The 26177-nt window shown below is 59.9% G+C and carries 22 protein-coding genes; 21 read left to right on the forward strand and 1 reads right to left on the reverse strand.

What is annotated here, in order from left to right:
* Window positions 1–233: 233 nt before the first annotated feature.
* The 18 genes from D8780_RS11985 to D8780_RS12070 all read left to right on the forward strand — a co-directional run bounded on the left by D8780_RS11985 (window position 234) and on the right by D8780_RS12070 (window position 19081).
* Window positions 234–1172, forward strand: a complete 939-nt coding sequence (locus tag D8780_RS11985) for a flagellin N-terminal helical domain-containing protein (protein ID WP_121645799.1) — start codon at window positions 234–236, stop codon at window positions 1170–1172.
* Between the two features lie 258 nt (window positions 1173–1430).
* Window positions 1431–2306, forward strand: coding sequence for a flagellin N-terminal helical domain-containing protein (locus D8780_RS11990; RefSeq protein ID WP_121645800.1), 876 nt, complete (start codon window positions 1431–1433; stop codon window positions 2304–2306).
* Window positions 2307–2423: 117 nt separating this feature from the next.
* Entirely contained in the window at window positions 2424–4196 is a 1773-nt protein-coding gene (fliF, locus tag D8780_RS11995; protein ID WP_158598501.1) for a flagellar basal-body MS-ring/collar protein FliF, read from the forward strand.
* Entirely contained in the window at window positions 4193–5506 is a 1314-nt protein-coding gene (locus tag D8780_RS12000; RefSeq protein WP_121645802.1) for a hypothetical protein, read from the forward strand. Before fliF ends, D8780_RS12000 begins: the two co-directional genes overlap by 4 nt.
* A complete protein-coding gene (locus D8780_RS12005) occupies window positions 5503–6702 on the forward strand; it encodes a MotB family protein (protein ID WP_121645803.1) in 1200 nt (399 codons plus the stop codon). Before D8780_RS12000 ends, D8780_RS12005 begins: the two co-directional genes overlap by 4 nt.
* Window positions 6699–8207, forward strand: coding sequence for a hypothetical protein (locus tag D8780_RS12010; RefSeq protein WP_121645804.1), 1509 nt, complete (start codon window positions 6699–6701; stop codon window positions 8205–8207). The genes D8780_RS12005 and D8780_RS12010 overlap by 4 nt, the downstream gene beginning before the upstream one ends.
* A gap of 4 nt (window positions 8208–8211) precedes the next feature.
* Window positions 8212–9627 (forward strand): flagellar hook-length control protein FliK, encoded by a 1416-nt coding sequence (locus D8780_RS12015; protein WP_121645805.1) that lies wholly within the window; start codon window positions 8212–8214, stop codon window positions 9625–9627.
* On the forward strand, window positions 9575–10147 hold the full coding sequence (locus D8780_RS12020; RefSeq protein ID WP_199699599.1) for a transglycosylase SLT domain-containing protein: 573 nt from the start codon (window positions 9575–9577) through the stop codon (window positions 10145–10147). Before D8780_RS12015 ends, D8780_RS12020 begins: the two co-directional genes overlap by 53 nt.
* Window positions 10148–10297: 150 nt before the next feature.
* Entirely contained in the window at window positions 10298–11053 is a 756-nt protein-coding gene (locus D8780_RS12025) for a response regulator transcription factor (RefSeq protein ID WP_121645807.1), read from the forward strand.
* 66 nt (window positions 11054–11119) lie between these two features.
* Window positions 11120–12388, forward strand: coding sequence for a flagellar hook protein FlgE (locus D8780_RS12030; RefSeq protein WP_121645808.1), 1269 nt, complete (start codon window positions 11120–11122; stop codon window positions 12386–12388).
* A gap of 48 nt (window positions 12389–12436) precedes the next feature.
* Complete coding sequence (gene flgK, locus D8780_RS12035; protein WP_121645809.1) at window positions 12437–13879, forward strand: flagellar hook-associated protein FlgK; 1443 nt, start codon at window positions 12437–12439, stop codon at window positions 13877–13879.
* 3 nt (window positions 13880–13882) lie between these two features.
* Window positions 13883–14908, forward strand: coding sequence for a flagellar hook-associated family protein (locus tag D8780_RS12040; protein ID WP_121645810.1), 1026 nt, complete (start codon window positions 13883–13885; stop codon window positions 14906–14908).
* A gap of 41 nt (window positions 14909–14949) precedes the next feature.
* The gene (flaF, locus tag D8780_RS12045; RefSeq protein WP_121645811.1) at window positions 14950–15297 is read left to right on the forward strand and encodes a flagellar biosynthesis regulator FlaF; all 348 of its coding nucleotides are present in this window, start codon (window positions 14950–14952) and stop codon (window positions 15295–15297) included.
* The gene (gene flbT / locus D8780_RS12050; RefSeq protein WP_121645812.1) at window positions 15294–15743 is read left to right on the forward strand and encodes a flagellar biosynthesis repressor FlbT; all 450 of its coding nucleotides are present in this window, start codon (window positions 15294–15296) and stop codon (window positions 15741–15743) included. Before flaF ends, flbT begins: the two co-directional genes overlap by 4 nt.
* A gap of 2 nt (window positions 15744–15745) precedes the next feature.
* The gene (gene flgD / locus D8780_RS12055) at window positions 15746–16144 is read left to right on the forward strand and encodes a flagellar hook assembly protein FlgD (protein ID WP_121645813.1); all 399 of its coding nucleotides are present in this window, start codon (window positions 15746–15748) and stop codon (window positions 16142–16144) included.
* Window positions 16144–16413, forward strand: a complete 270-nt coding sequence (gene fliQ / locus D8780_RS12060; RefSeq protein WP_121645814.1) for a flagellar biosynthesis protein FliQ — start codon at window positions 16144–16146, stop codon at window positions 16411–16413. Before flgD ends, fliQ begins: the two co-directional genes overlap by 1 nt.
* A 188-nt stretch (window positions 16414–16601) precedes the next feature.
* Window positions 16602–17231 (forward strand): PDC sensor domain-containing protein, encoded by a 630-nt coding sequence (locus D8780_RS12065; protein WP_121645815.1) that lies wholly within the window; start codon window positions 16602–16604, stop codon window positions 17229–17231.
* Between the two features lie 35 nt (window positions 17232–17266).
* Window positions 17267–19081, forward strand: coding sequence for a methyl-accepting chemotaxis protein (locus tag D8780_RS12070; protein ID WP_121645816.1), 1815 nt, complete (start codon window positions 17267–17269; stop codon window positions 19079–19081).
* 120 nt (window positions 19082–19201) lie between these two features.
* Here the strand turns inward: D8780_RS12070 and D8780_RS12075 are convergent, their stop codons facing one another.
* Entirely contained in the window at window positions 19202–20632 is a 1431-nt protein-coding gene (locus D8780_RS12075; protein WP_121645817.1) for a methyl-accepting chemotaxis protein, read from the reverse strand.
* Between the two features lie 241 nt (window positions 20633–20873).
* Between D8780_RS12075 and D8780_RS12080 the strand changes: the two genes are divergently transcribed.
* The 3 genes from D8780_RS12080 (at window position 20874) to D8780_RS12090 (ending at window position 26135) form a co-directional block, all read left to right on the forward strand.
* Window positions 20874–22925, forward strand: a complete 2052-nt coding sequence (locus D8780_RS12080) for an NAD(+) synthase (RefSeq protein ID WP_199699600.1) — start codon at window positions 20874–20876, stop codon at window positions 22923–22925.
* Window positions 22926–23021: 96 nt separating this feature from the next.
* Entirely contained in the window at window positions 23022–24005 is a 984-nt protein-coding gene (qhpR, locus tag D8780_RS12085) for an AraC-like transcriptional regulator QhpR (RefSeq protein ID WP_158598502.1), read from the forward strand.
* Between the two features lie 147 nt (window positions 24006–24152).
* The gene (locus tag D8780_RS12090) at window positions 24153–26135 is read left to right on the forward strand and encodes a copper amine oxidase (protein ID WP_121645820.1); all 1983 of its coding nucleotides are present in this window, start codon (window positions 24153–24155) and stop codon (window positions 26133–26135) included.
* Window positions 26136–26177: the final 42 nt, after the last annotated feature.

Raw genomic sequence — 26177 nt, forward strand, 5'->3', positions numbered from 1 at the left:
TTCAATAGGGCTGCCTCGCAAGGGGCAGCCCTTTTCGCGTCCGCTGCAAACAAAAGCAGCGGTTAAGACCTTTTTATTCAAATTGTTACGGTTCATTAGGCCTTGCCGTGCAGATTGCTTCCGACGGTTGTCGTCCGACCATTGGGTTGTGGCGATCGGCATGATGCTATGGATCGTCGCGCCCGAATTTTTCGGCATGTCCCTGTGCGTAGTAACCTTGGGGACCATCCCTTATGTCCAGTATCCATACCAATACCGCCGCGATGACGGCGCTGAAGTCGCTCCAGATGACCAATGCGGCTCTGGAATCGACTCAGAAGAACATCTCCACCGGCTACCGGGTCTCCGACGCCTCGGACAATGCCGCCTACTGGTCCATCGCGACCACCATGCGCTCCGACAACAAGGCTCTCAGCACGGTTGAGGACGCTCTCGGCCTCGGCGCCGCCAAGGTTGACGTCGCTTATACGGCGATGAATTCCGCCATCGACGTGGTCGACGAGATCAAGACGAAGCTGGTTGCCGCCAAGGAGCCGGGTGTCGATCGCGCGAAGATCCAGAGCGAGATCGAAGCCCTGCAGGGCCAGATGACCTCGATCGCGGAAAGCGCGTCCTTCTCCGGTGAGAACTGGCTGAACTTCAATGACGATACCGGCACCAGCAAGTCGGTCGTCGCATCCTTCAACCGCAGCGCCTCGGGCTCGGTCTCGGTCGGCACGATCTCGATCGATATCTCTGACGTCAAGCTGTTCGGCAATGACGGCGCGGGCACACCGGTCGATAACGGTATGCTCAACAAGTCTTACACCACGGCCAATGGCGATGCGACACCGGTCAATGTCACCTACACGATCGCTACACTCGACATCACGGCGGCCAATGTCGACGATACCGTTATCGACGGCATGCTTTCCAACGTGGAAACCACGCTGGAAGACATGACGACCGCTGCGGCCGACCTCGGCGCCAGCAAGAGCCGCATCGACATGCAGACCGAATTCATCGGCAATCTGATGGACTCGATCTCAAGCGGCATCGGCAAGCTGGTCGACGCCGACATGACGGAAGAGTCGACCAAGCTCCAGGCTCTGCAGACGCAGCAGCAGCTCGGCATCCAGGCTCTGTCCATGGCCAACTCCGGTTCGCAGTCGCTCCTCTCGCTCTTCCGCTAAGAGCGTCTCGAATACCAAAATCGTTGAAGGGCCGCTTCCTGGAAGCGGCCCTTTCGCTTTGAGAAAATTAACGCCTTCAAACTGCAAATTGATTCTTTCTTCACCATTTCGCGCAACCGCCGCGAAACGTGTTCGTGAGAGAGTCGGGATAACGGAGCGCTGTATTTCACGTGTGAAAGATTCGGCATGATGCCGGAACGCAGCTCCAGCCTTTGAACGAGGCATGTCCCGATTTGTATTGAGTAACGGGCCTTTTCCATGACAAGCCTCATGACGAATACGAGCGCGATGACCGCGTTGAAGTCGCTCCAGATGACGAACAAGTCGCTGGAAGCCACTCAGAAGAACATCTCCACCGGATACCGGGTTTCCGAAGCCTCCGATAACGCCGCCTACTGGTCCATCGCCACTACCATGCGCTCCGACAACAAGGCGCTTGGCACGGTGACCGACGCACTGGGGCTGGCCTCGGCCAAGATCGATGTTGCCTATACGGGCATGAATTCGGCGATCGAAGTGGTGCAGGAAATGAAGAGCAAGATCGTGGCGGCTCAGGAGCCGGGTGTCGATAAATCCAAGATCCAGAGTGAAATGGAAGCGCTTCAGGGCCAGCTTCTTTCCATTGCCGACAGTGCGTCCTTCTCCGGTGAGAACTGGCTGACCTCCGGCGGCACCAAAAGCCTCGTCGCATCCTTCACACGCGACTCCGCCGGCGCCGTGTCGGTCACCACGATCGATCTGGACCTGACGAACGTACAGCTTGTCGACAGCACAACCACGCCGACTGCCGGCATTCTCGGTGCCAACGGTACAGCCAGCAGCACCTCCGTTCTCGCAATGGATGTGACGACCGGCGATCTCGGCGACCTGCTGACCGATATCGATACCGCACTCGAATCGATGACCACCGCAGCCGCCGATCTCGGCTCGACGAAGAACCGCGTTTCCATCCAGTCGGACTTCGTCAGCAGCCTTCGCGACTCGATCTCCAGCGGCATCGGAAAGCTGATCGACGCCGACATGACGGAGGAATCGACCAAGTTGCAGGCCCTGCAGACCCAGCAGCAGCTTGGCATTCAGGCTCTGTCGATGGCCAATTCGGGCTCGCAGTCGCTGCTCGCCCTCTTCCGCTAAGAAAGCGATCTTCAGCCAATATCGGGAGGGCCTTTGCGGGCCCTCCCTTCTTTTGTCCAAGTCCACGCAAGTTTCGTCACCTAGTCTGCCAGTCAGTCAGAATAGGATGTGCGAACCGTGCCAGAACGCCTACAGGCCCTTCTCGGAAGCCTCACAGCTATCGGCAAGGCCAGGCTTGCCACCTTTGCGACCGTGGCGGTTCTTACCACTGCGCTCATTATGGGCGGTGTTATCTTTCTGGCTCAGCCCACTTACGAAACGCTCTATGTCGGTCTGGACCGCGACGATGTGAACCGGATCGGCATCGTGCTTTCCGAAGCGGGCATCGGCTACGACATCGATTCGGCAGGCAGCACCGTTCTGGTCGAAGCAGGACAGACGGCCCGCGCCCGCATGATCCTTGCGGAAAAGGGCCTGCCCGGCAGCAACAGTTCCGGCTACGAACTTTTCGACAATCTCGGATCGCTGGGGCTCACCTCCTTCATGCAGGAAGTCACCCGCGTTCGCGCGCTCGAAGGCGAGATCGCGCGTTCTGTCCAGTCGATCGACGGCGTGAAAGCCGCCCGCGTTCATATCGTGATGCCCGACCAGACGGGCTTCCGAGACCGCAACCGCCGCCCGACCGCATCGGTTCTTCTCTCGTCGAACGGCTCCGATCTGACAGTCAAAGCCGAGGGCATCCGCAAGCTTGTCGCAGCCGCCATTCCTTCACTGAACGAAGCGGACGTCACGGTCCTCGATGCCTCCGGGCGCCTTCTGGCATCGGGCGACGCTGGCGATACAGAGACGGTAGGAGCGGCGTTCGACCTCAAGAACCGCATCGAACGCGACCTCTCCCGCACCATCGGCAATGCCCTGCGGCCCTATATTGGCGAACTCAATTATCGCGTCGCCGTTCAGGCCGATATCGATACCGACCGACGTCAGATCGAAGAAACGATCTTCGATCCCGACAGCAAGGTCGAGCGCAGCGTGCAGATTTCACGTTCGGAAGATCGGGCCAACGAGGCCAAGAACAGTAATAGCGCGGGTGTCGAGCAGAACATCCCGACCGAGGGCGGTGAAGGTAGCAGCGAGTCGGGCGCCAAAAGCTCTGAAGAGCGCGAACGCCGCGAAGAGACCACCAATTTCGAGATCAGTTCGAAGCGGATCGCGACGCTGACGAACGGCTACCGAATCCGTCGCCTCAACGTCGCTGTTCTGCTGAACAGGGAAATCCTGGAGCGTGCCGCCTCGACCGCGAATGTACCGCTTGAGGACCGCCTCGACACGATCCGAACGCTGATTTCCACGGCAGCCGGAATCGAATCGGAGCGTGGCGACCGCATTGATGTGACCGCGATCGAATTCCTGCCCGCCGACGAATCGCTCGAACCGATCGTCAGCGGCTGGATGGAAGCCGCCTCACCGCACCTGTCGACGGCCATTCGCGCGCTCGTCTTCGTGATCGTCTCGATCCTCGTCCTGCTGCTCGGTGTTCGACCTCTTCTCAATTCGCTTGAGTTGCGGCCCAGCAAGTCGAAGGATGCCCCGGCCCTCAATGCCGGCAACAATGCCGATGTGTCCCTCCTGCCCGACCTTAACAGCGCCGGTGAAGAGGACGCCTTTGCCCAATTCGATGAGCCGGGAGAGTTCTCGAGCGATTTCTCCGGTTCCAGCGGCGACTTTTCGCCCAATAGCAGTTTCTCGCCTTCGTCGGGTTTCCAGATGGACGAGACGCCTGAAATGCTCGCCGAGATCGAACTCCGGCAGCGTATGGCCGATGTGGGAGAAGACCCACGCGCACGCGTCATGGCCATGCTCGAGATCGATCGTGATCGCACCTTGCAGCTTCTTCGCCGCTGGATCCGTGACGACATGAAAGCTGTCCAGAAGAGTAAGGCGGCATGACCCGGTTTCCTTCCCGTTCCAATGCTCAGATTGCCTTCGCCGATGAAGAGGGTTTTGAGCCCTTCGGCGCGGCTCCCACCACGACCAGCTTCGAACCATTGGGCACCGACCTTCCTGTCTCGGCGGAAAAGCCGGCAGCAGGCCCCGATGCGCCGACTCCGGGGCTTGATCTGGGTCTGACCGATACATTGGACGCCGAATCGGGTACCTTTCAGGATTCAGGCCTGGATGGGCTCGATCCGTCGGTCGAAAGCGGTGATCTGGCCGACCCCTTTTCCGAAAACGGCCTTAACGGATTGCCGGACCTGCCTTCGATCGGGGCAGATGGGACCGACGACCCCTTCGGTGCGCCTGAGGACAGCGAACTCGGCGCATTGCCCGATCTGCCGACACTCGACGATGGCGCGGACCCTTTTTCGTCGGCAGGCCTTCAGGAGCCAGGCCTCAACGAATTGCCGGATTTGAGCGCGTTCGGCGCAGGCAGCGGCGAGGCTTCCGAAGATCCATTCGGCGAACCGGGCAGCGCGGAACTGCCCGAACTGCCTTCGTTCGGCGAGGAGAGCGATCCGTTTGCGGCAGCCGGCGAAACGCCGACGGCCGATCCTTTTGGTGCTGCCGAAAACGGTGAGCTGCCGCCACTGCCCGCGGGCGGCGACTTCGGCGAGGAAGAGCTGGAGACTGCCCCGTCGCCCGACGATGCTCTCATGCCTCTTCCAATCATCGATGAAGCAGAGAGCGGAGAAGCTTCCCCCGAGGCGGAATGGAACGAGGAAGACGTCCCGTCCCTCGGTGCGGCCGCCAGCCTCGACACGCTGCAAGATGCCGCCGAAACCGCGACATCGGCAATCGGCTCTGAACTCGAGACGGATGCAGAGCTCGGCTTCGACCCGGTCGGCGAAGCGGCAAGCGCATCCTCGCTCGCAGGGCCCGACGCCATAACGGCCCTTGCGGACCAACTCGTCGGCCAGCTCGAGCAGTCTGTCAATGAGATGCGGCAGACACTTCTGGACGAGGTGAGCGACAGTGTGGCCACCATCCTCGGGCCGCTTGTTTCGCGTCTTGCAATGGAACGCGCTGTAGAGGCCTTCGGCGAGGATATCGCGGCCAGCCTGATCGATAACCGCTCCAACGCGATCTTCCAGGCCGAGGTGCCGCAGGATCTTCTGTCACCGGTGCGCGCGATGATCGAGGAGCGCGGCTTGCCGGTGGAGGCGAAGGCCGGACGGCACAACGCGCTTCTTCTTCATCTGGATACGACGACCCGCGCCATCAGCCTGCCGCGTCTTCAGGATTTTTGTGACACGCTATGAGAGAGAATGGCGAGATCATCATCGTTCGTCGCTCGAGCGAACATGAAGAAGAGCACCATGGCGGGGCATGGAAGATTGCCTTCGCCGATTTCATGACGGCGATGATGGCGCTGTTTCTTGTTCTTTGGCTGATCAATGCCGCCAATGAAGAGACCAAACAGTCGGTGGCGAGTTACTTCAACCCGGTCAAGCTCGTCGACGATCGCAGGACTGTCAAAGGCATGAGCAAGAGCGAAAACGCCCAGCCCCTCGAAAGCGAGGAGGGTTTCGAGAAGACCGAGGCGAATTCCAACAAGGCGCAGTCTGAACAGTACGACCATAACCAGCCGGCCAAGAACGAGACGCCGGATACCTCCTACTTCGCCAATCCGACGCAGCTTCTGGAGAGCCTTGCCGCAGAAGAGCGGGCTTTGCTGACGGAACGGGGCGAAATGGAAGCGGATCCAGGCGTCGAGAAGGAAGCGGATTTTGCCGATCCCTTCGCGCCGAATTTCTGGCAGCCCTTGCGGGTCGTCGCTTCGGATGGTGACCCTGAAGCGCGTGTTTTCGATGAGAATGCGGAAGAAAGCGACATGGGCCCCGCCGGAGGCCGAAAAAAGACCGGAACGGGCGAGGACGCGGAGACCGAGGCAGAAGCGGAGCAAAGCGCCGCCGACGCGAAAAGCGAGGCTACCGAAGGCGGTCCGCAAATGAAGGAGGTTGCGGCGACCGATGGCGAGGAGGCTGAAGCCGGCGCCGAAGGCCTGGAACAGACCCTGCGCAAGGCGATATCGGAAGAGATGGCCGGGTCGCCCGATGAGATTGCCGACACCATTCAGGTGACCGAGGTCCCGTCGGGCCTGAAGATCTCCCTGACCGACAATCTGACCGAAAGCATGTTCCAGGTGGGGTCCGCCGTTCCCACCGGTTCGGTCGTCCTGGCCTTGGAGGCGGTTGGCCGGGAACTTCAGAACAGGCCCGGCAACGTCTTCATTCACGGCCATACTGACGCCCGGCCCATGCGCAAGGAGGGAGATGATAACTGGCGGCTGTCGACGGATCGCGCACGCAGCGTCTACTTCATGCTGCTTCGCGGCGGCCTCAATGACCGGCGGGTCAAACAGATCGCAGGCTATGCCGACCGCCAGCCGATCGTCCCCCAGGACGGCCTGGACCCCCGCAACAGGCGCATCGAGATTCTTCTGGAAGCGCCATGACACGATACGCACTCCGAAAAGCATCGCTTGCCTGTCTCGCCGCCAGCTTCTGGGTCGCGGCGCCGGCATCCGCGGTTCAGGACAGTTCGATCCGGTCGGCCCTGTTTTCGAACACTGGCGAAGCGGCAGTGCGCGCCACCCCGAAGCAGGCCAGGCTACCCGCGCCGGTTCAACTCGCAAGTAGCGAGCCGATGGTCGAGGCGCTCTCACAGCCCCTGCCTCCGAAACTGCCGGAAAGCGAACAGCCCGTCCAAGTCGCTCCCGAAGAAACGGAGACTCCGACCACTCCGCAGAGCGAAGCGCCCGCGGCGATGACGAAAGAGGAGAGCGACGCGAAACTGCAATTCGACGCCTTCATCATGGGCCTTTTCGAGTTTCAGGACGCTATTATCGACGGCGATCCAAGCGCCCTGGCCCTTCAGGGCAAGGTTCTTCGCCGGCTGCAGCTCAATCTGATGAGCGCGCGCGCCCTCTTTTCAAAGCCGGATGCACCGGTCGAGCCGCTCCTGGTCTTTGCCCTGTCGGGCGGCGACGCCCGCATATCGGCCGACCTGCTTCGCCAGGTGCCGCCGTCCCATTCTTCGCACGAGATCGTCCAGGCCATCATAAACTACCTGAAAGGCAGCCCCGATTCCGCCAAGGGACTTGCACGTCAGGATCCGACTGCTTTCAGCTTTCCGCTCAGTGCACTTGTTGCCCTGTCCACGGGAACAGCGAATGCGCGGGGCGACAAGAAGGTAGCGCGCAACTCTCTCGAAATGGCGGCCATTCTGGGAACGGGCACACTTGTCGAAGAGGTCGCCCTTCGCCGCCTGCTCGACATTCATGCGGAAGAAGACAATGAGAAAGGCTTCTTCGATATCGCGGAGAGCTACGGCCTACGCTATTCGAAATCGATCTTTCTCAGCGAGTTCGCGCGGCGACTGACGGTCACCCTGACGGAACATGACTGGGTACCGCCCCGCGGGCTGGATCCGATCCTGGAAGGAATGCTGCCGGCACAATCCAGCGTGGTGGCACGGCAGATCGCGCGCGGAGCAGCCATCAGAGGCAATCACGAACTGGCGCTGATGAGCGTCGAATGGCTTCGCCGCTTCAATCCGAGCCAGGCCAACGACCAGCTCTATGAAGCCATGGCCGAACTCGCCGCTCGCGAGATCGACAAGGCCGAGACTGTGGAGACGGAGATTGTGGAGGCCGAGCTGTCCAAAAACGACCGCCTTCTTCTTTCAAGCCTGCGGCGCGCCCTCGCTCATATCCGTGGCGCGGAGCAGGTCGCCGACATCACTGGCGCCGCCCTATCCGATCTTGCGGCCGAGCCGGTCCTGAAGGCCGAGCTGACCGCCGACCACAAGGCCAATTTGCCTCAGCGGTCCGACGCGGACGCTCCCTCGATTCCTGTCGCAGTAGAGATACCCGAGACAAGCGAAGACACGAAGCTGGCCTCGCTGCGCGAGCGCTTGAGCGTCACGTTGGACGCGATCGAAGAATTGAGTGCGAAGTAAAACCATGACCCTTCCTCTTTCCACCTTCGCCAGCCCCGCCGCACCAGCGTCGACTCCGTCGCAGTCCCGCTCCGAACGCTCCGGCGATCAACCTCCGCAGGGCCTTTTCGGGGCGTTGATCAACGAGAAGCCCGCAGATGAGGCGCCAGCGAAGACCGGCTCTGAAGAAAGCCAGAAGAGTGACGACGGGCAGACGCTGATGCTCAGGCTTGCCAATCGCTTCTCCTCGGCCCGCACGCCGGACAGTCAGGAAGAGACGGCGAAGTCATCCAAAGACACCGAAGACGACGGCAACGACGAACCCGTTGAAGAGAGCGCACCCAGCGACCCGCCGGGCAGCGAGTTGATGACCGAAAGCGCGATGGCCGGTGCGGCGGCACTCGCCGGCATAAGACCGACCGAAGCCGCTGAAACGAAAGCGCAGGAAGGCCGACGCGTACCGGCACGCTCTGCGACGGCGGATACTGCTCGTGGGATAGGCAATGTCCTCGCAGAGGAGGTTGCGGTGGATGGCACCGGCGAACGATCAAAGGGCGCACTGGAAGCGGCCCTCATTGTCGGCGAGGCTGCGGGCTTGAATAAGGGGCGAACAGTATCCACTGGCAACGCGCAGGCCCATCAATCGTCGATGCCTCCTCGTCTCGCTCAGGAAGCCTCTGCGACACGGCAAACGACGGTTGGTCGTCCGGCCGACGCTGATATCCAAGGCGCAGAACGCAGCGCCAAACCGGAAACGGATATGATGCGCTCGATCGATGGCGAGAGGTTTACCAACCGCCAGAGCAACAATGGCGAGACCACTGCCATCTCACGGCCCGAGAACTCGAATGTTTCGCCGATGCCGATCATGGCGAGCCGCAATGTCAGCGTCCCCCTCACCTCGGCAGCGTCTGCCGCGCTCGATCATGCCGCCAGTACCCTGACACAGACCCTCGGCGATCACCTCAATATTTCGCAGATTCAAGAGTTCAACGGCGGCAAGACAAAGGTTCTCAAACTTCAGCTTCAGCCAGCTCATCTCGGACAGTTGGACATCGTCCTGAAAGGCGAAAATGGCCGTCTGACGGTCCAGATCCAAACCGAATCCGCTAATGCGCAAAACCTTCTGACGCAAGAGAAAGCTTCGCTCCGTACGGCTCTGGACGAGGCCAACCTTGTTGTCGAAACGCTCTCGATCGAAAGCGTCAAGGACAGACGAATCGCCCCGACCAGCCTGGCGCAAGCCGACTCTCAGATGAATACGCAGGGTCAAACGACAGGGGAACGTTTCGATGGAAACCGTTCGAGCGGGCAGATGGACGGCGAGCGTTCGCGCCATCCGTTCCAGCCTTTCACCAGTGATGATCCGGAGCAGGCGCCTGCCCGCGATGGCCGTTCTGGGGATCGTACTCGGTCTGGCGGCTCCGGCCTTCGCATCTGAACCTCAGGCAAGAAACGTCTCGGCACCGGTTAATCTCTGTGAACGCGAAATGATCGCAGCTTCCGCAAGAACAGGCGTTCCGCTCGGCGTCCTCTACGCTGTTGGACTGACGGAGAGTGGCTCGGCTGGCAGCATGCGACCCTATGCGCTCAACATTGCCGGTCGTACGGTGCAGCCCGCTCGCGTGGACGAAGCGATCGCCATCGTCAGGCGCGAGCAGAAGCGGGGTGTTCGCCTCATCGACGTCGGGTGCATGCAGGTGAATCTCCACTATCACCGCGATGCATTCACGAGCCTGAAGGCCATGTTCGACCCGGCCCTCAACGTCGCCTATGCGGCCCAGTTTCTAAAGCGACTGCACGCCCGGCACGGCACCTGGTCCATGGCGGTCGCCCGCTATCATGCGGGCCATGACAACAATGTCGCGCAAAAACGCTATGTCTGCTCTGTCATTCGCAGGATGGTTCGGTCCGGTTTTGGCAAGATGACCCCCCAAGCCGCCAGTTTCTGCCAAACCTGACGAACTAAATCGGAATCTGAAATCAAGCACTTAGGCTGATTCGTTTTTGGGAGAGGCAGTCAACTGTTAAATCTCGCAGTTGTCAGAGATTCCAGCACCCGTCAACCATGATGAAGAAATCATTAACTGTTTGATTCGAGGGGAAACAGGATGATTGTCGTCATTGATGACCGAGAAATGGTTACGGAAGGGTATAAAGGCCTGTTCCGTCGTGAGGGTTTCTGTTGCGTAGGCTTTAAGGCCGAAGAATTTCGCATTTGGGCAAGCGGGGCCTCAAGCGAAGAACTTTCCGGTGTCGAAGCTGTTCTTGTATCCGAAAACAGCTACGAATGCATTGACGCGGAACTGGCCAAGAAAATTGGTTCATCTCCACGACTTGCACTTGCCGATAACGGCAACCTGGAAACAACGTTGCGTCTATTTAGCCGCGGCTATGATGATGTAGTGAAAAAGCCGGTTCATGTCCGAGAGATTCTGGCCCGCATCAGTGCGGTTCGCAATCGCGGCTATGTCGCCGACAACACCAACATCCAGCCGGGCCTGCGGATTCACCTGGATGGACGCGATCCGGAAATCGACGGTGTGCCGCTCAAGCTGCCGCGCCGCGAGCAACGCATCCTGGAATATCTGGCCTCCGTCAACGGACGGCGCGTCAGCCGGGCGCAGATCTTCACCGCCACTTACGGCATCCTTGAAGAGGGTGTCGAGGAAACGGTCGTCGAGAGCCACATTTCCAAGCTGCGCAAGAAGCTGCGGACCAAGCTTGGCTACGACCCGGTCGATAGCAAACGCTATCTCGGCTACCGGCTCGTCCTGGTGCAGGAAAGCGAGCCGGTCGAAGGCACGGAGCCGCTGACCGTAGCTCCCATTGAAACGGATCGGATGCGCGAAACAGTGGAAGCCTGAGGCAAGGCAGCCTCACGCAAGTTTCGTTGCCTACTCTTCCGGAATGACTATCCGAGGGGATTGACGATGAGCATTTTCGGCACGATGCAGACCAGTATCTCTGGCATGAACGCTCAGTCGAGCCGATTGTCCAGCGTAGCGGACAACATCGCCAATTCCGATACGGCGGGCTACAAGCGCCAGGGCACCAATTTTGCCACTCTGGTGACCGGCGGAAGCGCCGGAGGCAACACGTCCGGCGGCGTGATTACCTCAGGAACGATCGAAATCGAAGGTCAGGGCGTGCCGAAGACGACCTCGTCTTCGACCAATCTCGCCATTCTGGGCAGTGGCTTCTTTCTGGTCAGCGACGGCGTCAATAACGGCTTCATGACACGGGCAGGAGCATTCGAACAGGATGCCGAAGGCTACCTGACCACACCCAACGGCTTCCGGCTTCAGGGCTACAGCATGGCCTCAGGCACGGTGCCTGTGCCAAACGGTCTTTCGGGTCTCGTCGATATTCAGATCAGCAAGGAGCCGCTACCACCGGTGGCGTCCACTCTCGGCACCTTCGCCGCGACATTCGACTCCCAGGCCGACATCGAAAGCGCCGCGGCGGCTGCCAATACCCTGCCGTCCGACAATGCAGCCGGCACGGTTTTCACTGGCAAGACGTCGATGGTCGCCTATGACAGCCTCGGCAACGAGGTGAAGCTCGACGTCTATGCAACGCGGACTGCCTCGGACGAATGGGAAATCACCATATACGACCAGGCCGATGCAAACTCTTCGCTCGAAGCATTTCCCTATGGCAATCCGGCTCTTGGCACCACGACCTTGCAGTTCGACACCGGCCTTGGTGAGCTGACGGCCGCTTCCCCCAAGAACATGACCATCGCCGTGCCCAATGGCGAGAACCTTCAGCTCGACTTCAGCAAGATGAAGCTCGGCGCGCAGTTCACCGTCGATGATGCGTCGGTAAACGGCAATCCGCCGTCCAGCGCGATCGGCACCGAGATCAGTGAAGACGGGATTGTGAGGGTCACCTACGAGGACGGGTCGAACCGCGACCTCTACAAGATCGCTCTTGCGACAGTCCCAAGCCCGACCAACCTGACGACCGTCACCGGCACCATGTTCAAGCAAAGCGTCGCATCAGGTGATGTCGAGGTCGGCTTTGCCGGTGCCGGCGGGTTCGGTCAGATCATGTCGTCTTCCCTCGAGCAGTCCAACGTCGACATCGCCGAAGAGTTGACGGAAATGATCCAGGCACAGCGCAGCTACACCGCCAATTCGAAAGTTTTCCAGACGGGATCCGAAATCATGGACGTCGTCGTCAATCTGAAACGCTAACATCGAAGGAGCCCATGACGGGCCTCCCGGTGCTTACCGGAGCGTAGAATGTCCCTCACCGCTGCATTGATGAGTGCCCACGCGTCGATCTTCGATATTTCGCGACGCGTCAGTACTGTCTCATCGAACATTACGCGGGCGGACGATCCCAACTATGTGCGCCGCATTGCGGTCAACAATGTCGCCAATACAAACGGTGCAACGGGCACAAGCCGCGCGGCCTCGCCGCAGCTGGAGTTGATGCGCCGCGAATCCATGACCGGTTCGGCGGGTGCCGAACTGACCGCCGAAAAGATGGCGCAGCTCTCCCGTCTGCTCGGCAATGCAGAGGGCGCGACCTCCGGCATGATGGAGGAACTTCAGTCCCGTCTTGAGCTCTATGCCGCGCAGCCGGCAGACGCGACGCTGGCGCAGTCGGTGGTCGGCCAGGCGGAGCAATTGTCGGCGACGATCCGTGCTAATTCTCAGTCGCTATACGGCTTCGCTCACGTCGTGGGCAGCGAGATAAAGGAAGAGGCCAGCAATCTTCAGCAATTGCTGGCGGATTTCTCCCGGGTCAACAAGGCAGTCGTCTCCGGCCAGGGTAGCGGGATGGACGTCTCCGATGCACTGGATGAAAGAAGCCGCCTCCTGAACAGCATTTCCGAGATCGTTCCCGTCTCGAAGCTCGATCGGGAGAATGGTGACATGATGCTGTTCACCTCGAACGGCGTCACCCTTTTCGACAAGATCCCGCGCGATGTCACGGCGGTTGTCGACTCGTCCGACTCTTCCAGGAACGGCGTCTACATCGATGGCATCGCCATGCGCGTACCTGCCGATGGTGAAAGCGCCTCGGCCAATGGTCGCCTATCCTCTCTCCTGCATCTCAGCCAACAGACGATCCCGTCTGCTTTGAAGCAGACGGACGAAATGGCACGCAGCCTGGTCCTGACGTTCAAGGAAAGCGATGCGAGCGGCACGCTGCCGGATATGGCCGGGCTCTTTACCTGGAATGGCGGACCGGACGTTTCTACGATCACGTCGCATGTGCCTTCCATGGCGCTTTCCCTCTCCGTCAATCCGGCATTCGTTGCGAGCCAGGGCGGATCGCCGCAGTTTCTGCGAGATGGCGGGGCGAACGGCGCGGCCTACACCACCAATGCCGGCGGCTATTCATCCTACTCGGAACGACTGGACGCATTCGTCCAGGCTTTCGAGGAGCCCTTCGCGTTCGACGCCACGGTCGGCGGCGCCGACAAGAGCCTGATGGACTTCGCGCACACCATGGAAACCGGTATGGAGACGGCGCGCGTGGCTGCCGGCGATAATGCCGCAAGGGCGTCTGCGCTGACCACGAGCCTCAGCGAGCGGTTCTCCAATACGGTGAACGTCAATCTCGACGAGGAAATCTCCTTGCTCGTCGATTTGCAGAATTCCTACGAGGCCTCCTCACGCATCGTCTCGGTTGTCGACGAGATGCTCTCCCAGCTCTTTCGGGCAACGGGGTAAGCGATGAGGGTTCCGGGCGCATCCACCTACTCTCTTGCGAACTCGCTTCGGACGACGCTGCTGAACACGCAGGCGAAGCTGGAGCAGGCACAGGTCGAAGCGGTGACGGGGCAGGCTTCGGATCCGGCCGAAAAGCTGGGCGCCACCGTGCACCGCTATCGTTATCTGATGCGGCAGTCCGAGAGGCTGGACGGCATATCGACCGCCAATGCATTGACCGAGACGCGGCTCAAGGTGTCGCAGGCAACGCTCGGCAGTTTCGCCAGCACCACCCAGAATCTCTCCGCCGAAGCCTATATCGAGGGAATCGGGGCGGTCACATCCTCTGGAATGAAGGGCTATCTCAACCAGCTGACCGCGCTCGCGAATACATCCGAGAATGGCGTGCACATTTTCGCCGGCATCAATACCGACGTCACGCCCATTCCAGAATACGAAACGAGCCAGCTTGCGGCGGATGTGGAAGCCGCCTTCGTCGCACGCTTTGGCTTCGGCACGACTGATCCGGCCGCTTCGACGGTCAGTGCCGCCGACATGACGGATTTTCTGGAGAACGATGCCCTACCGCTTTTTACCGGGCCGGGCTTCAGCGGACTTTCGCAGGCGACCGATCAGGCCATAAGCTCGCGCATCTTGCCGAACGAGCTGGCGCCGACGAGCGTCGGAACGAATGAAAAAGCGTTTCGGCTCGCTTTCGCGGCTGCGGGCCTCGGCGCGACATTTCTCGCACTGAACATCGATGAGGGCGTCGGCGACGCCGTTCGCGCCTTCGTGCATCGCACGGCAGCGGACGCGAGCTCGGAGACGGCTCTCCTGCAAGGCAAGGTCGGCCTGATGGAAGAGCGCCTGACGAATGCGCAGGATCGTCTTTCGCAACAGTCTTCGCTCATGCGTGAATTTGCCAATGAAATGGTCGCCGTCGATCCTTACGAGGCAGCCACGAAACTCACCGATCTCATCCAACAGCTGGAGACATCTTACACGTTGACGGGACGGGTGCAGAGCCTGTCGCTACTCAAATACATCTGAGCGGCGTTCGTCCCGCCCACGACAGAGGGAAAGTTAAGCCAATGTATATGGCGAATTATATCGACCAGCAGGAAGAATCGCTCAGCGATGCGAGGGGTCGCGAACGTGAGCTGATGACGCAGTCCATCGACCTGCTGGAACAGGCCAGGGCAAAGGGTTCCAACTCGATGGAGTCGATCCGGGCCATCCACTTCAGCAGCCGCCTCTGGATGACGCTGATGGAAGATCTGGCTGACAACGAGAATGTGCTGCCGGAGCAGCTTCGCGCAAACCTGATCTCGATCGGTATCTGGGTCTTGAAAACGCTCGATGCGATCCGCCAGGGCCGCAGCGACAACTTCAGTGGCGTGATCGAAATCACAGGCATTATTCGGGATGGTCTGAAATGAACGGATTCAAGATTTCGCTCAAGGCGAACGAAAAAATCTACATTAATGGCGCGATCATCCGTTTCGACCGGAAGACCTCCATGGAAATCCTCAACGATGTGGACTTCCTTCTGGAGAACCACATCCTGCAGGCGGAAGACGCCACCACGCCTCTGAAGCAGCTCTACTTCGTCGTTCAGCTGATGCTGATGACACCGGGGGATATCGAGGCATCGATGGCGGTCTACCGTCAGCTCCTCCCCTCGCTTCTGAGCGCGTTCGAGAACGAGAAAGTCGTCTCTGAACTCAAGATCATCGACCGGCAGGTCCATGAGAAGCGTTATTTCGAGGCGATGCGCGGCATCCGGCAGCTCTACCCCATCGAGGCCGCGATCCTGGACGCCCGTCCCGACGCGAGGGCGGCCTTCGAGATCGCCGAGCCCCCCCTCCAGAGAGCAGCAGGCTGATCATGACCAGTGTATCCGCAACCCAGGCAGCAGCAGGCGCCAACACGCAACCCACCTCATCGGCGACGCAGAACATGGTCGACTACGACATGTTCCTGCAGCTTCTCGTTACCCAGATGAAGAATCAGGACCCGACAAGCCCCGCCGATTCGATGGATTACGTGGCTCAGCTCGCTAACTTCTCGAACGTTGAGCAGGGCGTGCAGATCAATGCCAAGCTCGACCAGATCCTCGCAATGTCCTCCCTTTCGGAGGCAGGCTCGCTGATTGGGCGCACCATCACGGGCGGCGACGGCATCAGCGGCGTGGTCGCGCAGGTGCGTCTGGAAACCTCCGGCCCTGTCGCCATTCTGGAGGGTGGCGAAGAGGTCGCAATGAGCACTGGTACTGTGATCTCCTGATGAATGCGACCGACGCTCTGGACCTGACGCAGCTGGCCCTTTGGACGGTCATCAGCCTGTCGGCACCGGCGGTCGTACCGGCCATGCTTGCGGGTCTCGCTATTGCGCTGTTTCAGGCCCTGACGCAGATTCAGGAAGTGACGCTGACCTTCGTGCCGAAGATACTGATTGCCCTCTTCTCGCTGGTCCTCTTCTCCGGCTTTATCGGCAGCAGTCTCGTCACCTTTTCGGAGCAGGTCTACGACAAGGTCGAGAACGGATTTCTCTGACCGTCCGCTCCTAAATGAATCCAGTCCAAAAATAGCGCTCGCAAACGCGAGCCGGGCGGTTTCTACAACCCTAAAATTGCATATTTAGCATATATTAAAGCTTGGCGCGATATTCCTGCCATGTGTAGAGCGGCCAAAGCTGCATAGGACATGATGTCCTCCTTTCGATAACGTCAGGAGCGCCCCGGATGCGGGGCGAGGATATCATGCGCGGCAAACCGTCCCTCCATCACGGCCTTCTCTCCGCATCACTGATCGTCGGGATGGTGTCTTGCGGTCTCGCCGAGGCGGCGACAGAGGCACCGGATCATCGGGCACAGATTGCCCGCTATGTGGAGTCCGATTCCCTTCATTGGTTGTCCGGCCCGGAGGTTGTCGACGCGATCAAGGCTCAGAACAAAAAGACAGCCGACCTCACCGCCGAACATGTCCAAGAACTCGATCAGAACTGGCGCAAAGCCGTTGCCTCTTCGGGCGCCGAGCGCGCAATGATCGAAGACTTCATGAAGCTTCCGCTTTCACAATATCTGCGCTCGATGCAGCGAAAAACGGACTTCATGGTCGTCGAGATCATCGTGACGGATGCCAAGGGTCTGAATGTCGGCCTGAGCACGCCAAGCTCGGATTTCTGGCAGGGCGACGAGGCAAAGCATCAGGAGACCTTCGGCAAAACGAGCCGGGATCTTTTCATCGATGAGATCGAGTTCGAGCCGGAAACCGGCCTTCTCATCTCCCAGGTCTCCCGCACGGTCTTCGATCCGGAAACGGATCAGGCGGTCGGAGCGATCACCATCTCGATCAACATGAACAAGCTTTGAGCGCCGCGGAGCCAAAGGCAGGACGGGGTAATCCTATGAAGTTCCTATCATCTTTCAAGAATCTGTCGTTCACAGCCAAGCTTGTGGCCGTTCTGATCGTGAGCAATCTGATCGGCGTTGCGATTACCGTGCTCGTCCTTGAAACGTCCGTGGAAAAGACCCTCCGCAGCGATGCCTATATCAGCTGGCAGCGAGAGGTCGAACAGATGGCCCGAATGGCGGCCGGCGGCATTAAATGGGATGTGCCCGAAGCGATCCAGGAATCCTATGCCAGCTTCGATGACGGGGAAGATCACGACCTGCGCTACTTCATGGCGTTCGACCGCGACAAGAACCCAGTCTTTTCGCAGGCCTTTCTCTATGACGACGTCTCGCGCGCGCAGGCCGCCTTCGACGAACTCATGCCATCCGTTTCGACAAGTTCTCTGATCAAGACCAATCAGGCGGGAAACGAGACCGCGACCATCATCGTACCCCTCGATGCCGACAGTGCCGGTGAACCGCGTGGCTATGTGGCGACGGTCTGGAGCACCGAGCGGCTCAACAATATCGGCTTCGCTTTCGGCTGGCAGATCCTGCTGACCCAGGCGCTCATCCAGTTCACCATCGTCGCCATTCTGCTCTTCGCCCTGAGCCGCATCGTCAGCCGCCCGCTTTCCGCGCTAGCCCACCGTGTGGAGGCCCTTCAGGCCGGCGATACGGAGAGTGAAGTGCCGGAACGCGACCGCCATGATGCGATCGGCGTCGTGGCCGATGCTCTGAACGTGTTTCGCGTCGCCGCCGGCGAAAAAACGGTCGCAGAGGAAAAAGCCGCCTCCGATCGCGCCGCCTTCGATGCGGAGCGCCAGCGGGGCGAAGCGGAACGGGAGCGCGTTTCGAAAACCAGAGACTCGGCGACAAGGAAGATCGGGCAGGCGCTCGAACAGCTTGCGGATGGCGATCTGACGGTGCGCATCACACAGATCGACGATGAATTCGTCGACATCAAAAACGACTTCAACAACGCGGTGGCGCGGCTTTCGTCGACGCTGAACGAAATTCGCGATACGGCCAATTCTGTTCGCGCCGGCACGAACGAGATCAGCGTCGCCGCGACCGACCTTTCTCAGCGCACAGAGCGCCAAGCTGCTTCGGTCGAGGAAACGGCCGAGAAATCGCGGCAGATCACCGAGACGGTTCAGGATACCGCCCAGCGTGCCGACCGCGTGGGCAGGATCGTCAACGAAGCGACCGATTGCGCCAAGCATTCGCGGACGGTCGTCTCCAACACCAAACACGCCATGTCGGACATCTCGGAATCGTCCACCAAGATCGTCAGCATCATCGAGGTCATCAACGACATCGCCTTCCAGACGAACCTTCTGGCACTGAATGCCGGTGTCGAGGCGGCCCGCGCAGGGGAAGCCGGCAACGGATTCGCTGTCGTGGCTCAGGAGGTGCGCACCCTCGCCCAGCGCACCAGCAATGCGGCCAACGAGATCAAATCGCTGATTGGCGACGCGACCTCCAACGTGAATTCCGGCGTCAAGCTCGTCGACGACACGATGGAAGCGCTGACCGAAATCGAACGCTATGTCGAGGATATCAGCCAGAATATCGGAGCCGTGGTCTCTGCAGCGCGCGAACAGGCCGACAGCCTGGCTGCCGTGAACCGCGCGGTCGGCACGATGGATGAAACAACACAGCAGAACGCGGCGATCGCCGAAGAGACCAATGCGGCATGTCAGAACCTGCGGAGCAGTTCGGACGCCCTGACCCAGCTGGTCGACATGTTCGTCCTGACCGACGAAGCGACCGAAAGCAAAGGGGCGCAGACGGCGCGCTCTTCCAGCTACTCCAGCGCGGCCTGACCGGCGGCGCTGGGGTTCTCCATCTCACGCTTGCACAGCGAAAAACCCGGCTCTCGCTTGAGAGCCGGGTTTTTGTTGTGAAGAACGAATTTGTGAGGCGAAGGCCTCAGGCCGTGCCGATCACGCAGCGCGGGCGCGGGCGCCAGCAGGGCGGACCGAGTCCGCCGAAACGTTGAAGCGACGAAGCATCTGCGCCAGTTCGCGGGCCTGATCGACGAGATGCTGATTGGCCTCGGCACCCTCTTCCGCCATCTGTGCATTCTTCATCGTCAACTGGTCCAGATCGTTCGCGGCACCATGAATATCCTCCACCGTGCTGGTCTGTTCGACGGTCGCACGCGCCAGATCGCCAACGATCTGGTCGACGACGCCTGCCTTCTCTACGATCGCTTGCAATGCTTCACCGGTCCGATCAACCAGTTCAACACCCTTGCTCACTTGCGCTTTCGAGGTTTCCAGCAGCGTCTTAACGCCGTTGGATTCCTTGGCCGATCGCTGCGCCAGCTCGCGGACTTCCTGCGCCACCACGGCGAAGCCTCGACCGGATTCACCCGCACGGGCCGCCTCAACGCCGGCATTCAGCGCCAGAAGGTTCGTCTGAAAGGCCAGTTCCTCAATGACCGCGACGACCTGATTAATCTGCGACGAGAAATCGTCGATGGCCTTCATCGCCGCAATCGTTTCCTGAACGATCCCGGATGAGTTGCGGGCCTGTTCCAGCGTCTCGTCGATCGCCCGATTGGCCTTTGCGGCGCCGTCCGAGGTCGCCTTGAGGCCCTGACTGAGCTCGGTAAGAGAAGCCACGGTCTGCTGGATGTTCGCTGCCTGCTGTCCGGTTCTGTCCGACAGTTCGGCCGACGCCTTCATGAGGTCGCTGCAGTCTCCGTCGATCCGGACGGTGTTGGCGATCACCGAGCTGATCGTCTCGCGCAAATGGCTAAGGGCGTGGTTGAAATTCTGGCGGAGCGGCTCGTATTGCGGCGGAAAGGGTCCGCAAAGATCGGAAGACAGATCGCCTTCGGCCAGAGCGCACAGCGCATCGCCGATTTCGGTTACAACTGCGGCCTGCGTGGTCCGCGCCTCCTCCTGTTCGATCCGCCGGTTCTCCTGATCCGTTCTGTCCTGCAGAGTTTCGACGACCGCGATGACGGCCCCCTCGTCATTCATGATCGGGCAGGCATCGATAAGAAGATAACGCCGCCCGCCCGCCGGTAGATCGCACCAGTTTTCGGCGCGAAGGTCCGGTCCACTCATCTGGCGCGATTGCGCCGCGTAGAGATTGGCCACGAGTTCGGGATTCTTGCCGAAGGCGAGATCGGCAAGGCACGGCCGCTCTTCCTTGTAGAAGCCTTTCCAGTGCCCCTTCGTCCCGACCACATCCGCCGCCGCGATCCCGGTCAGCTGCTCGCAGGCGGCATTCCAGAGAACAACCGCTCCATCGGCATCGAGCATGAAGGCCGGAATGGCCATCGCCTGTATCGCCCGGACAGGCAGGTCGAGGGTCTGGGTTTTACGGCTCTGTTCGCGTGGACCGAAAAAGCGTCTGGCCATGCAGCGTCACTCCTGTCTCAAGATAGGATAAAATGCGCTCATTATGCTTAAAAAGAATTTAATCTTATCAGCCGCGCAAGTGAAACGCCGCTAGCGGCTCCCCTTCATTCCTGTCGAGCGCAGATATTGGCTTCGCTTATTGCTCTTTCAGAGCAGCAGGGTTGCCGGTTTTCTGTTACGGACAATGTGACAGGATCGTTGAGCGCATGAGACAGCCTTGGAATTATCGATGAGCGACCCAATGAAGCAGTCTTTTTACGACCTTCACCAGCACGGCTTCATCCGGGCGGGAGCCAGCACACCGCGCGTAAGGACCGCCGATGTCGCCTTCAATCGCGAGTCCATCCTCGAGGAAGCGCGCCGCGCCGACGAAGCCGGTCTGGATCTTCTTGTGCTGCCGGAACTTTGCCTGTCCTCCTACGCGCTCGACGATCTGCACATGCAGGCTGCACTTCTGGATGCGGTCGAAGCGGCGGTCGGCGATATCGTGGCGGCAAGTACCGAGCTTTCACCGGTTCTTTTGATCGGCGCGCCCCTTCGGCACAACAGCCGGCTCTATAATTGCGCACTGGTCATCGCCCGTGGGCGGCTCCTCGGCGTCGTTCCCAAGAGCTTCCTGCCCAATTATCGAGAATATTACGAGAAGCGCTGGTTCGCCCATGGCCGCAATATAAGCGGCAGGACGATCCGTGTCGGCGAGTGTGAAGCGCCCTTCGGCGTCGATCTTATCTTTGCCGCCGACAATCTGCCGGGCTTCAAGCTCTTCGTCGAGATCTGCGAAGATTACTGGGCCGCTATCCCGCCCTCCTGCGAAGGCGCGCTGGCCGGCGCCACCATCATCGCCAACCTGTCAGCGTCCAACATCACGATCGGCAAGTCCGACGAGCGGCACCTTCTGGCGCGGGCGCAGTCGGCCCGCACCGCCTCGGCCTATATCTATTCGGCCGCCGGCCATGGTGAGAGCACGACCGATCTCGCATGGGACGGTCAGGGCATGATCTATGAGCTCGGCGATCTCATGGCCGAATCGGACCGCTTTACGCTCGATCCGGATCTTTGCATCGCCGATATCGATTGCGAGCGGATCGTCAACGATCGCATGCGCATGCAGACCTTCAACGATGCCGCCGAACATGCCGGGCGGCCCGAAGACCGTTTCAGGACGATCGCCTTTCATCATGAGTTCAAGGCCGGGGATCTTGGCCTCATCAGGCCGATCCGCCGATTTCCCTTCGTCCCCAATCGTCAGCACAAGCTGGATGAGGACTGCTTCGAGGCGTTCAACATTCAGGTCGACGCCCTGATGCGCCGAATCCAGGCGACCAGGCCGAAATCGCTCATCATCGGCATTTCCGGCGGTCTCGATTCCACCCACGCTCTCATTGTCGCCGCCAAGGCGTGCGACCGGCTCGGCCTGCCGCGCACTACCATCAGGGGCTATACGATGCCCTGCTTCGGCACGAGCGAAGGCACGAAGCAAAACGCCTGGAAGCTGATGAATGCGCTGGAGATCACGGCCGAGGAAATCGATATCAGACCCGCAGCAAAGCGGATGTTGGAGGATATCGGCCATCCCTTCGCGGACGGCGAGCCAGTCTACGATGTGACTTTCGAGAATGTCCAAGCGGGACTGCGGACCGACTACCTCTTCCGCCTTGCCGGCCAACATGGCGGATTCGTCATCGGCACCGGCGACCTGTCGGAGCTCGCGCTCGGATGGTGCACCTACGGTGTCGGCGACCAGATGAGCCACTACGCCGTCAATTGCGGCGTTCCGAAAACGCTGATCCAGTATCTCATTCGTTGGGCGACGAGTACCGATCAGTTCGACCCACAGACCGACGCCATTCTGGAAGCCATTCTGAAAACGGAGATCTCGCCGGAACTGGTTCCAGTGGGCGAAGACGGCGAGATACAGAGCACCGAGGAAAAGATCGGCCCGTACGAACTGAACGATTTCTTCCTGCATCACATCGTCCGTTTCGGGCAGACTCCCTCGAAAGTCGCGTTCCTGGCCTGGCATGCCTGGCACGATGCCAAGCATGGCATCTGGCCATCGGCTTTTCCCGAGACGAACAAGAACCAATACGATTTGGCGACCATCCGGAAATGGCTGGAGAGCTTCCTGATCCGCTTTTTCCAGTTCAGCCAGTTCAAACGTTCGGCGATTCCCAACGGGCCGAAAGTCTCTTCAGGTGGCGCGCTCAGCCCCCGCGGCGACTGGCGGGCGCCATCCGATGCGGTCGCGGGACCGTGGCTCGACGAACTGAAAAACAACGTGCCAGAGAGCTGAAGCGCCGGCACAGCTTCGCATGAAGGGTGGGTGACTTGCCTTTCTTTGCCCGCTTTGCAACGCTGCAGACCGGTAGTGTCGGAACGGCCGGGTCACTTGCAAAGCGAATGGATCATCGATCACCCATTTCGCACCCTGAGCGGGGAGCAGCATCAGGCTCGCCGGAAGGAAAGCCTGAACCTCTCCGACTTTTCCCGTCTCTCGCTCGTTGAATTCGTCAGCGCGTTCGAAAACGCGAGAGACGATGCGCCGATCGCCGATTTCGCATGGCGCCTTGGCACTTGCTATGATCTCGATGCTCTTGGGCATCTGGGCAAGGCGCTACGATCGGCTCCCCGTCTGGGCGACGCGCTCCAAGTGCTGATCAATGGTTTTCCGCTTCTGCAATCAGGTGCCGACATTGCACTACAGGTCGAGGATGACGCGGTCCGGTTTTGCTATCGCATTCTCGACAATCGAATCTGGCCCCGCCACGCGGATGCGGAATTCACGCTGGGCTTCGTGGCCTCCATCGCCGCCGCTTTCGGCGCCACACCGGACACATTCCGAGCGATCGCATTCGAGACCCCGGAAGACGCGAAGACGAGCGCACTCCGCCATGCCATCGGCCTCGATATAAGCTACGGAGGCGACACTAATTCCATTCTCCTGCCGGCACGGCTGCTGGACAACAGGGCCATATCGGCTTCGTCTTTGGAGGATTACGGGCAGGCCCTGCGCCAGATGGCGTCTCAACTGCACGTCTCTGGACAAGACGAACCTGTCGCGCGGCGCGTCCAGCACACGATCCTGCGCCGCCTCGGCCATGCTCCAGTTGACCAGACACAGATCGCAGCAGCCCTTGGAATGTCAGAGCGCAGCTTGAGGCGGTATCTGAGCGCCGAACAGATCAGTTTCCAAGCCTTGCTGGATGAATGCCGGCACCATTTTGCGGAAGCCCTTCTGGTTCGAACCGACCTGCCCCTGTCGGAAATCGCCTATCGGATCGGCTATGGTGAGCAGAGCACCTTCTCGCGCGCCGCCCGCGAGTGGTTTGCCATGAGCCCAGCCGCATTTCGTCGGCAGAACAGGCCGCTCTGAAGAGAGCAAATCACTCTCAGGCACACCCTTCCGTTGTAAGATTGGCCGGAATCGTCAAGACGCCGGGCCAATCTGCTCCCTTTAATGCCTACTCATCAGGCAGATTTGCCATGAGCCTTTTTTACAAGCACGGAGAGGAGAACCTCCATGAGGCACAAACTGGAAGCTACAGCGGCGGCAGGGCTAGCCCTCGCATTATCGGTTTCATTGGCCCAGGCTCACCCGCTGGATGGCCTTACCGCCGAGGAATATCAGTCCATCAAGCAGATCCTGAATGATAATGGCACCATTGCCGAGGAGACGCTTTTCCCGCTCGTCGAATTGAAGGAGCCGCCCAAGGAGGAGGTCCTTCAGTGGCAGGAGGGGGACACACTCGATCGGAAGGCAATTGTTCAATACACCGATGGCGATGGTTTCTCCGAAGCCCTCGTGAATATCACGCAGGGCACGATCGAAAGCACCGAGCCGATTGAGGGCCAGCCCATGATCCTCTTTACGGAGTTCATGAGCGCGTTGCAGACGGCGGTGAGCGATGAGCGCATGATCGAAGCGCTCGCCAAGCGTGATCTGACCTCGGATGACGTCTTTTGCCTGCCATTGACCGCCGGCAATTTTTTCACGCCGCTTTATGAGAATTCGCGTCTCATGAGGGTACCCTGTTACCAGAACCCAACGGGCTCGAACTTCTACGCCAAGCCGATCGAGGGCCTTTTCGCGGTCGTCGACCTTCAGAAAAAGGAGGTTCTGGAGGTCGTCGATGAAGGTGTGGTGCCGGTCCCGACCGATCCATGGGGTTACACCCAGGAGGAAGTGGCCGAACGCGTCGAACTTCGCGAGCCGATCAACCCCGCCAAACTGTCACAGGAAGGGGAGCCGAATTACACGGTCGATGGAAGCCACATCGAATGGGACATGTGGCGGCTGAACTATCGGATCGACAAGCGCCCCGGCCTCGTCATCAACAATCTCGAGGTCAACGATCAGGGCACCTGGCGATCCGTGATCTATCAGGCGCATCTGTCCGAGGTTTTCGTGCCTTACATGGATCCGGGCCAGGGCTGGTACTGGCGCACCTATATGGATAGCGGCGAATATGGCTTCGGCCTGTTCCTGACGCCCTTGCGCGCCGGTGTCGACTGCCCCGAATACGCCACCTTCCTGCCAGCGGTCATTTCGGACGATTCCGCCAATCCGCTGGAGATCCCCGATGCTGTCTGCATCTTCGAACGGAGCATCGGCGACCCCGCATGGCGTCACTACGAAGTGTTCGCACAAACGCCCGACAATCCGGTTCCGGCAGAAGGCCGCAGCGAAACCGAGCTTGTGATCCGTACGGCGTCCGAGGTTGGGAACTATGATTATCTGATCGACTACCGCTTGCGGCAGGACGGCCAGATCCTGATCAAGGTCGGCGCGACGGGGCTGGACGCGGTGAAGGGCGTGGCTTCCACATCGATCAACGACGACACCGCAGAGGAAGACACCAGGCACGGCACATTGATCGCGCCCAATCTCGTTGCGGCCAATCACGATCACTATTTCAACTTCCGGATCGATTTCGATGTCGATCAGCCGAAGAACAACTTCATGACGATGGATATCGTACCGGCCGAAGTCGAAGAGGGTGCCGAACGGCTCTCAATGTGGAAGGTCGAAAACAACATGCCCGACAGCGAGCTCGATGCGCGCTATCAGGTGAGTTCGTTCAAGCCGCGCTATTATCACCTCTCCAATCCGGACCGCGAAGGCTATCTCGGCCATACGCCCGGCTGGATGATCCATCACGGCTCTGTCGCCTACGGACCGTTCGACTTCCAGAACGACCCACCCTTCAAGCGCAACGCCTATATCGAATATTCGGTCTGGAACACGGTGTATGACCCCGAAGAGCGCTATGCGGGCGGCCGCTATGCCATGCAGAGCACGGGCGAGGACACGCTGGCCGAATGGGTGAAAGACGATGCGCCGTTACAGGGTCAGGACATCGTCACCTGGTTCACGGCAGGCTTCCACCACATTCCGAGAATGGAAGACTGGCCGGTCATGTCGACCGAGTGGAAGACCGTCCACATCATGCCGCACAACTACTTCGCCCATAACCCGGCGCTGACGATCCGCTCCAGCGAATAGTCCCTCGCACGCGAACTAAGAACGCCGCCGCCCGCAATGCGG

This window comes from Notoacmeibacter ruber (assembly GCF_003668555.1).
GTDB classification, from domain to species: Bacteria; Pseudomonadota; Alphaproteobacteria; order Rhizobiales; family Rhizobiaceae; genus Notoacmeibacter; species Notoacmeibacter ruber.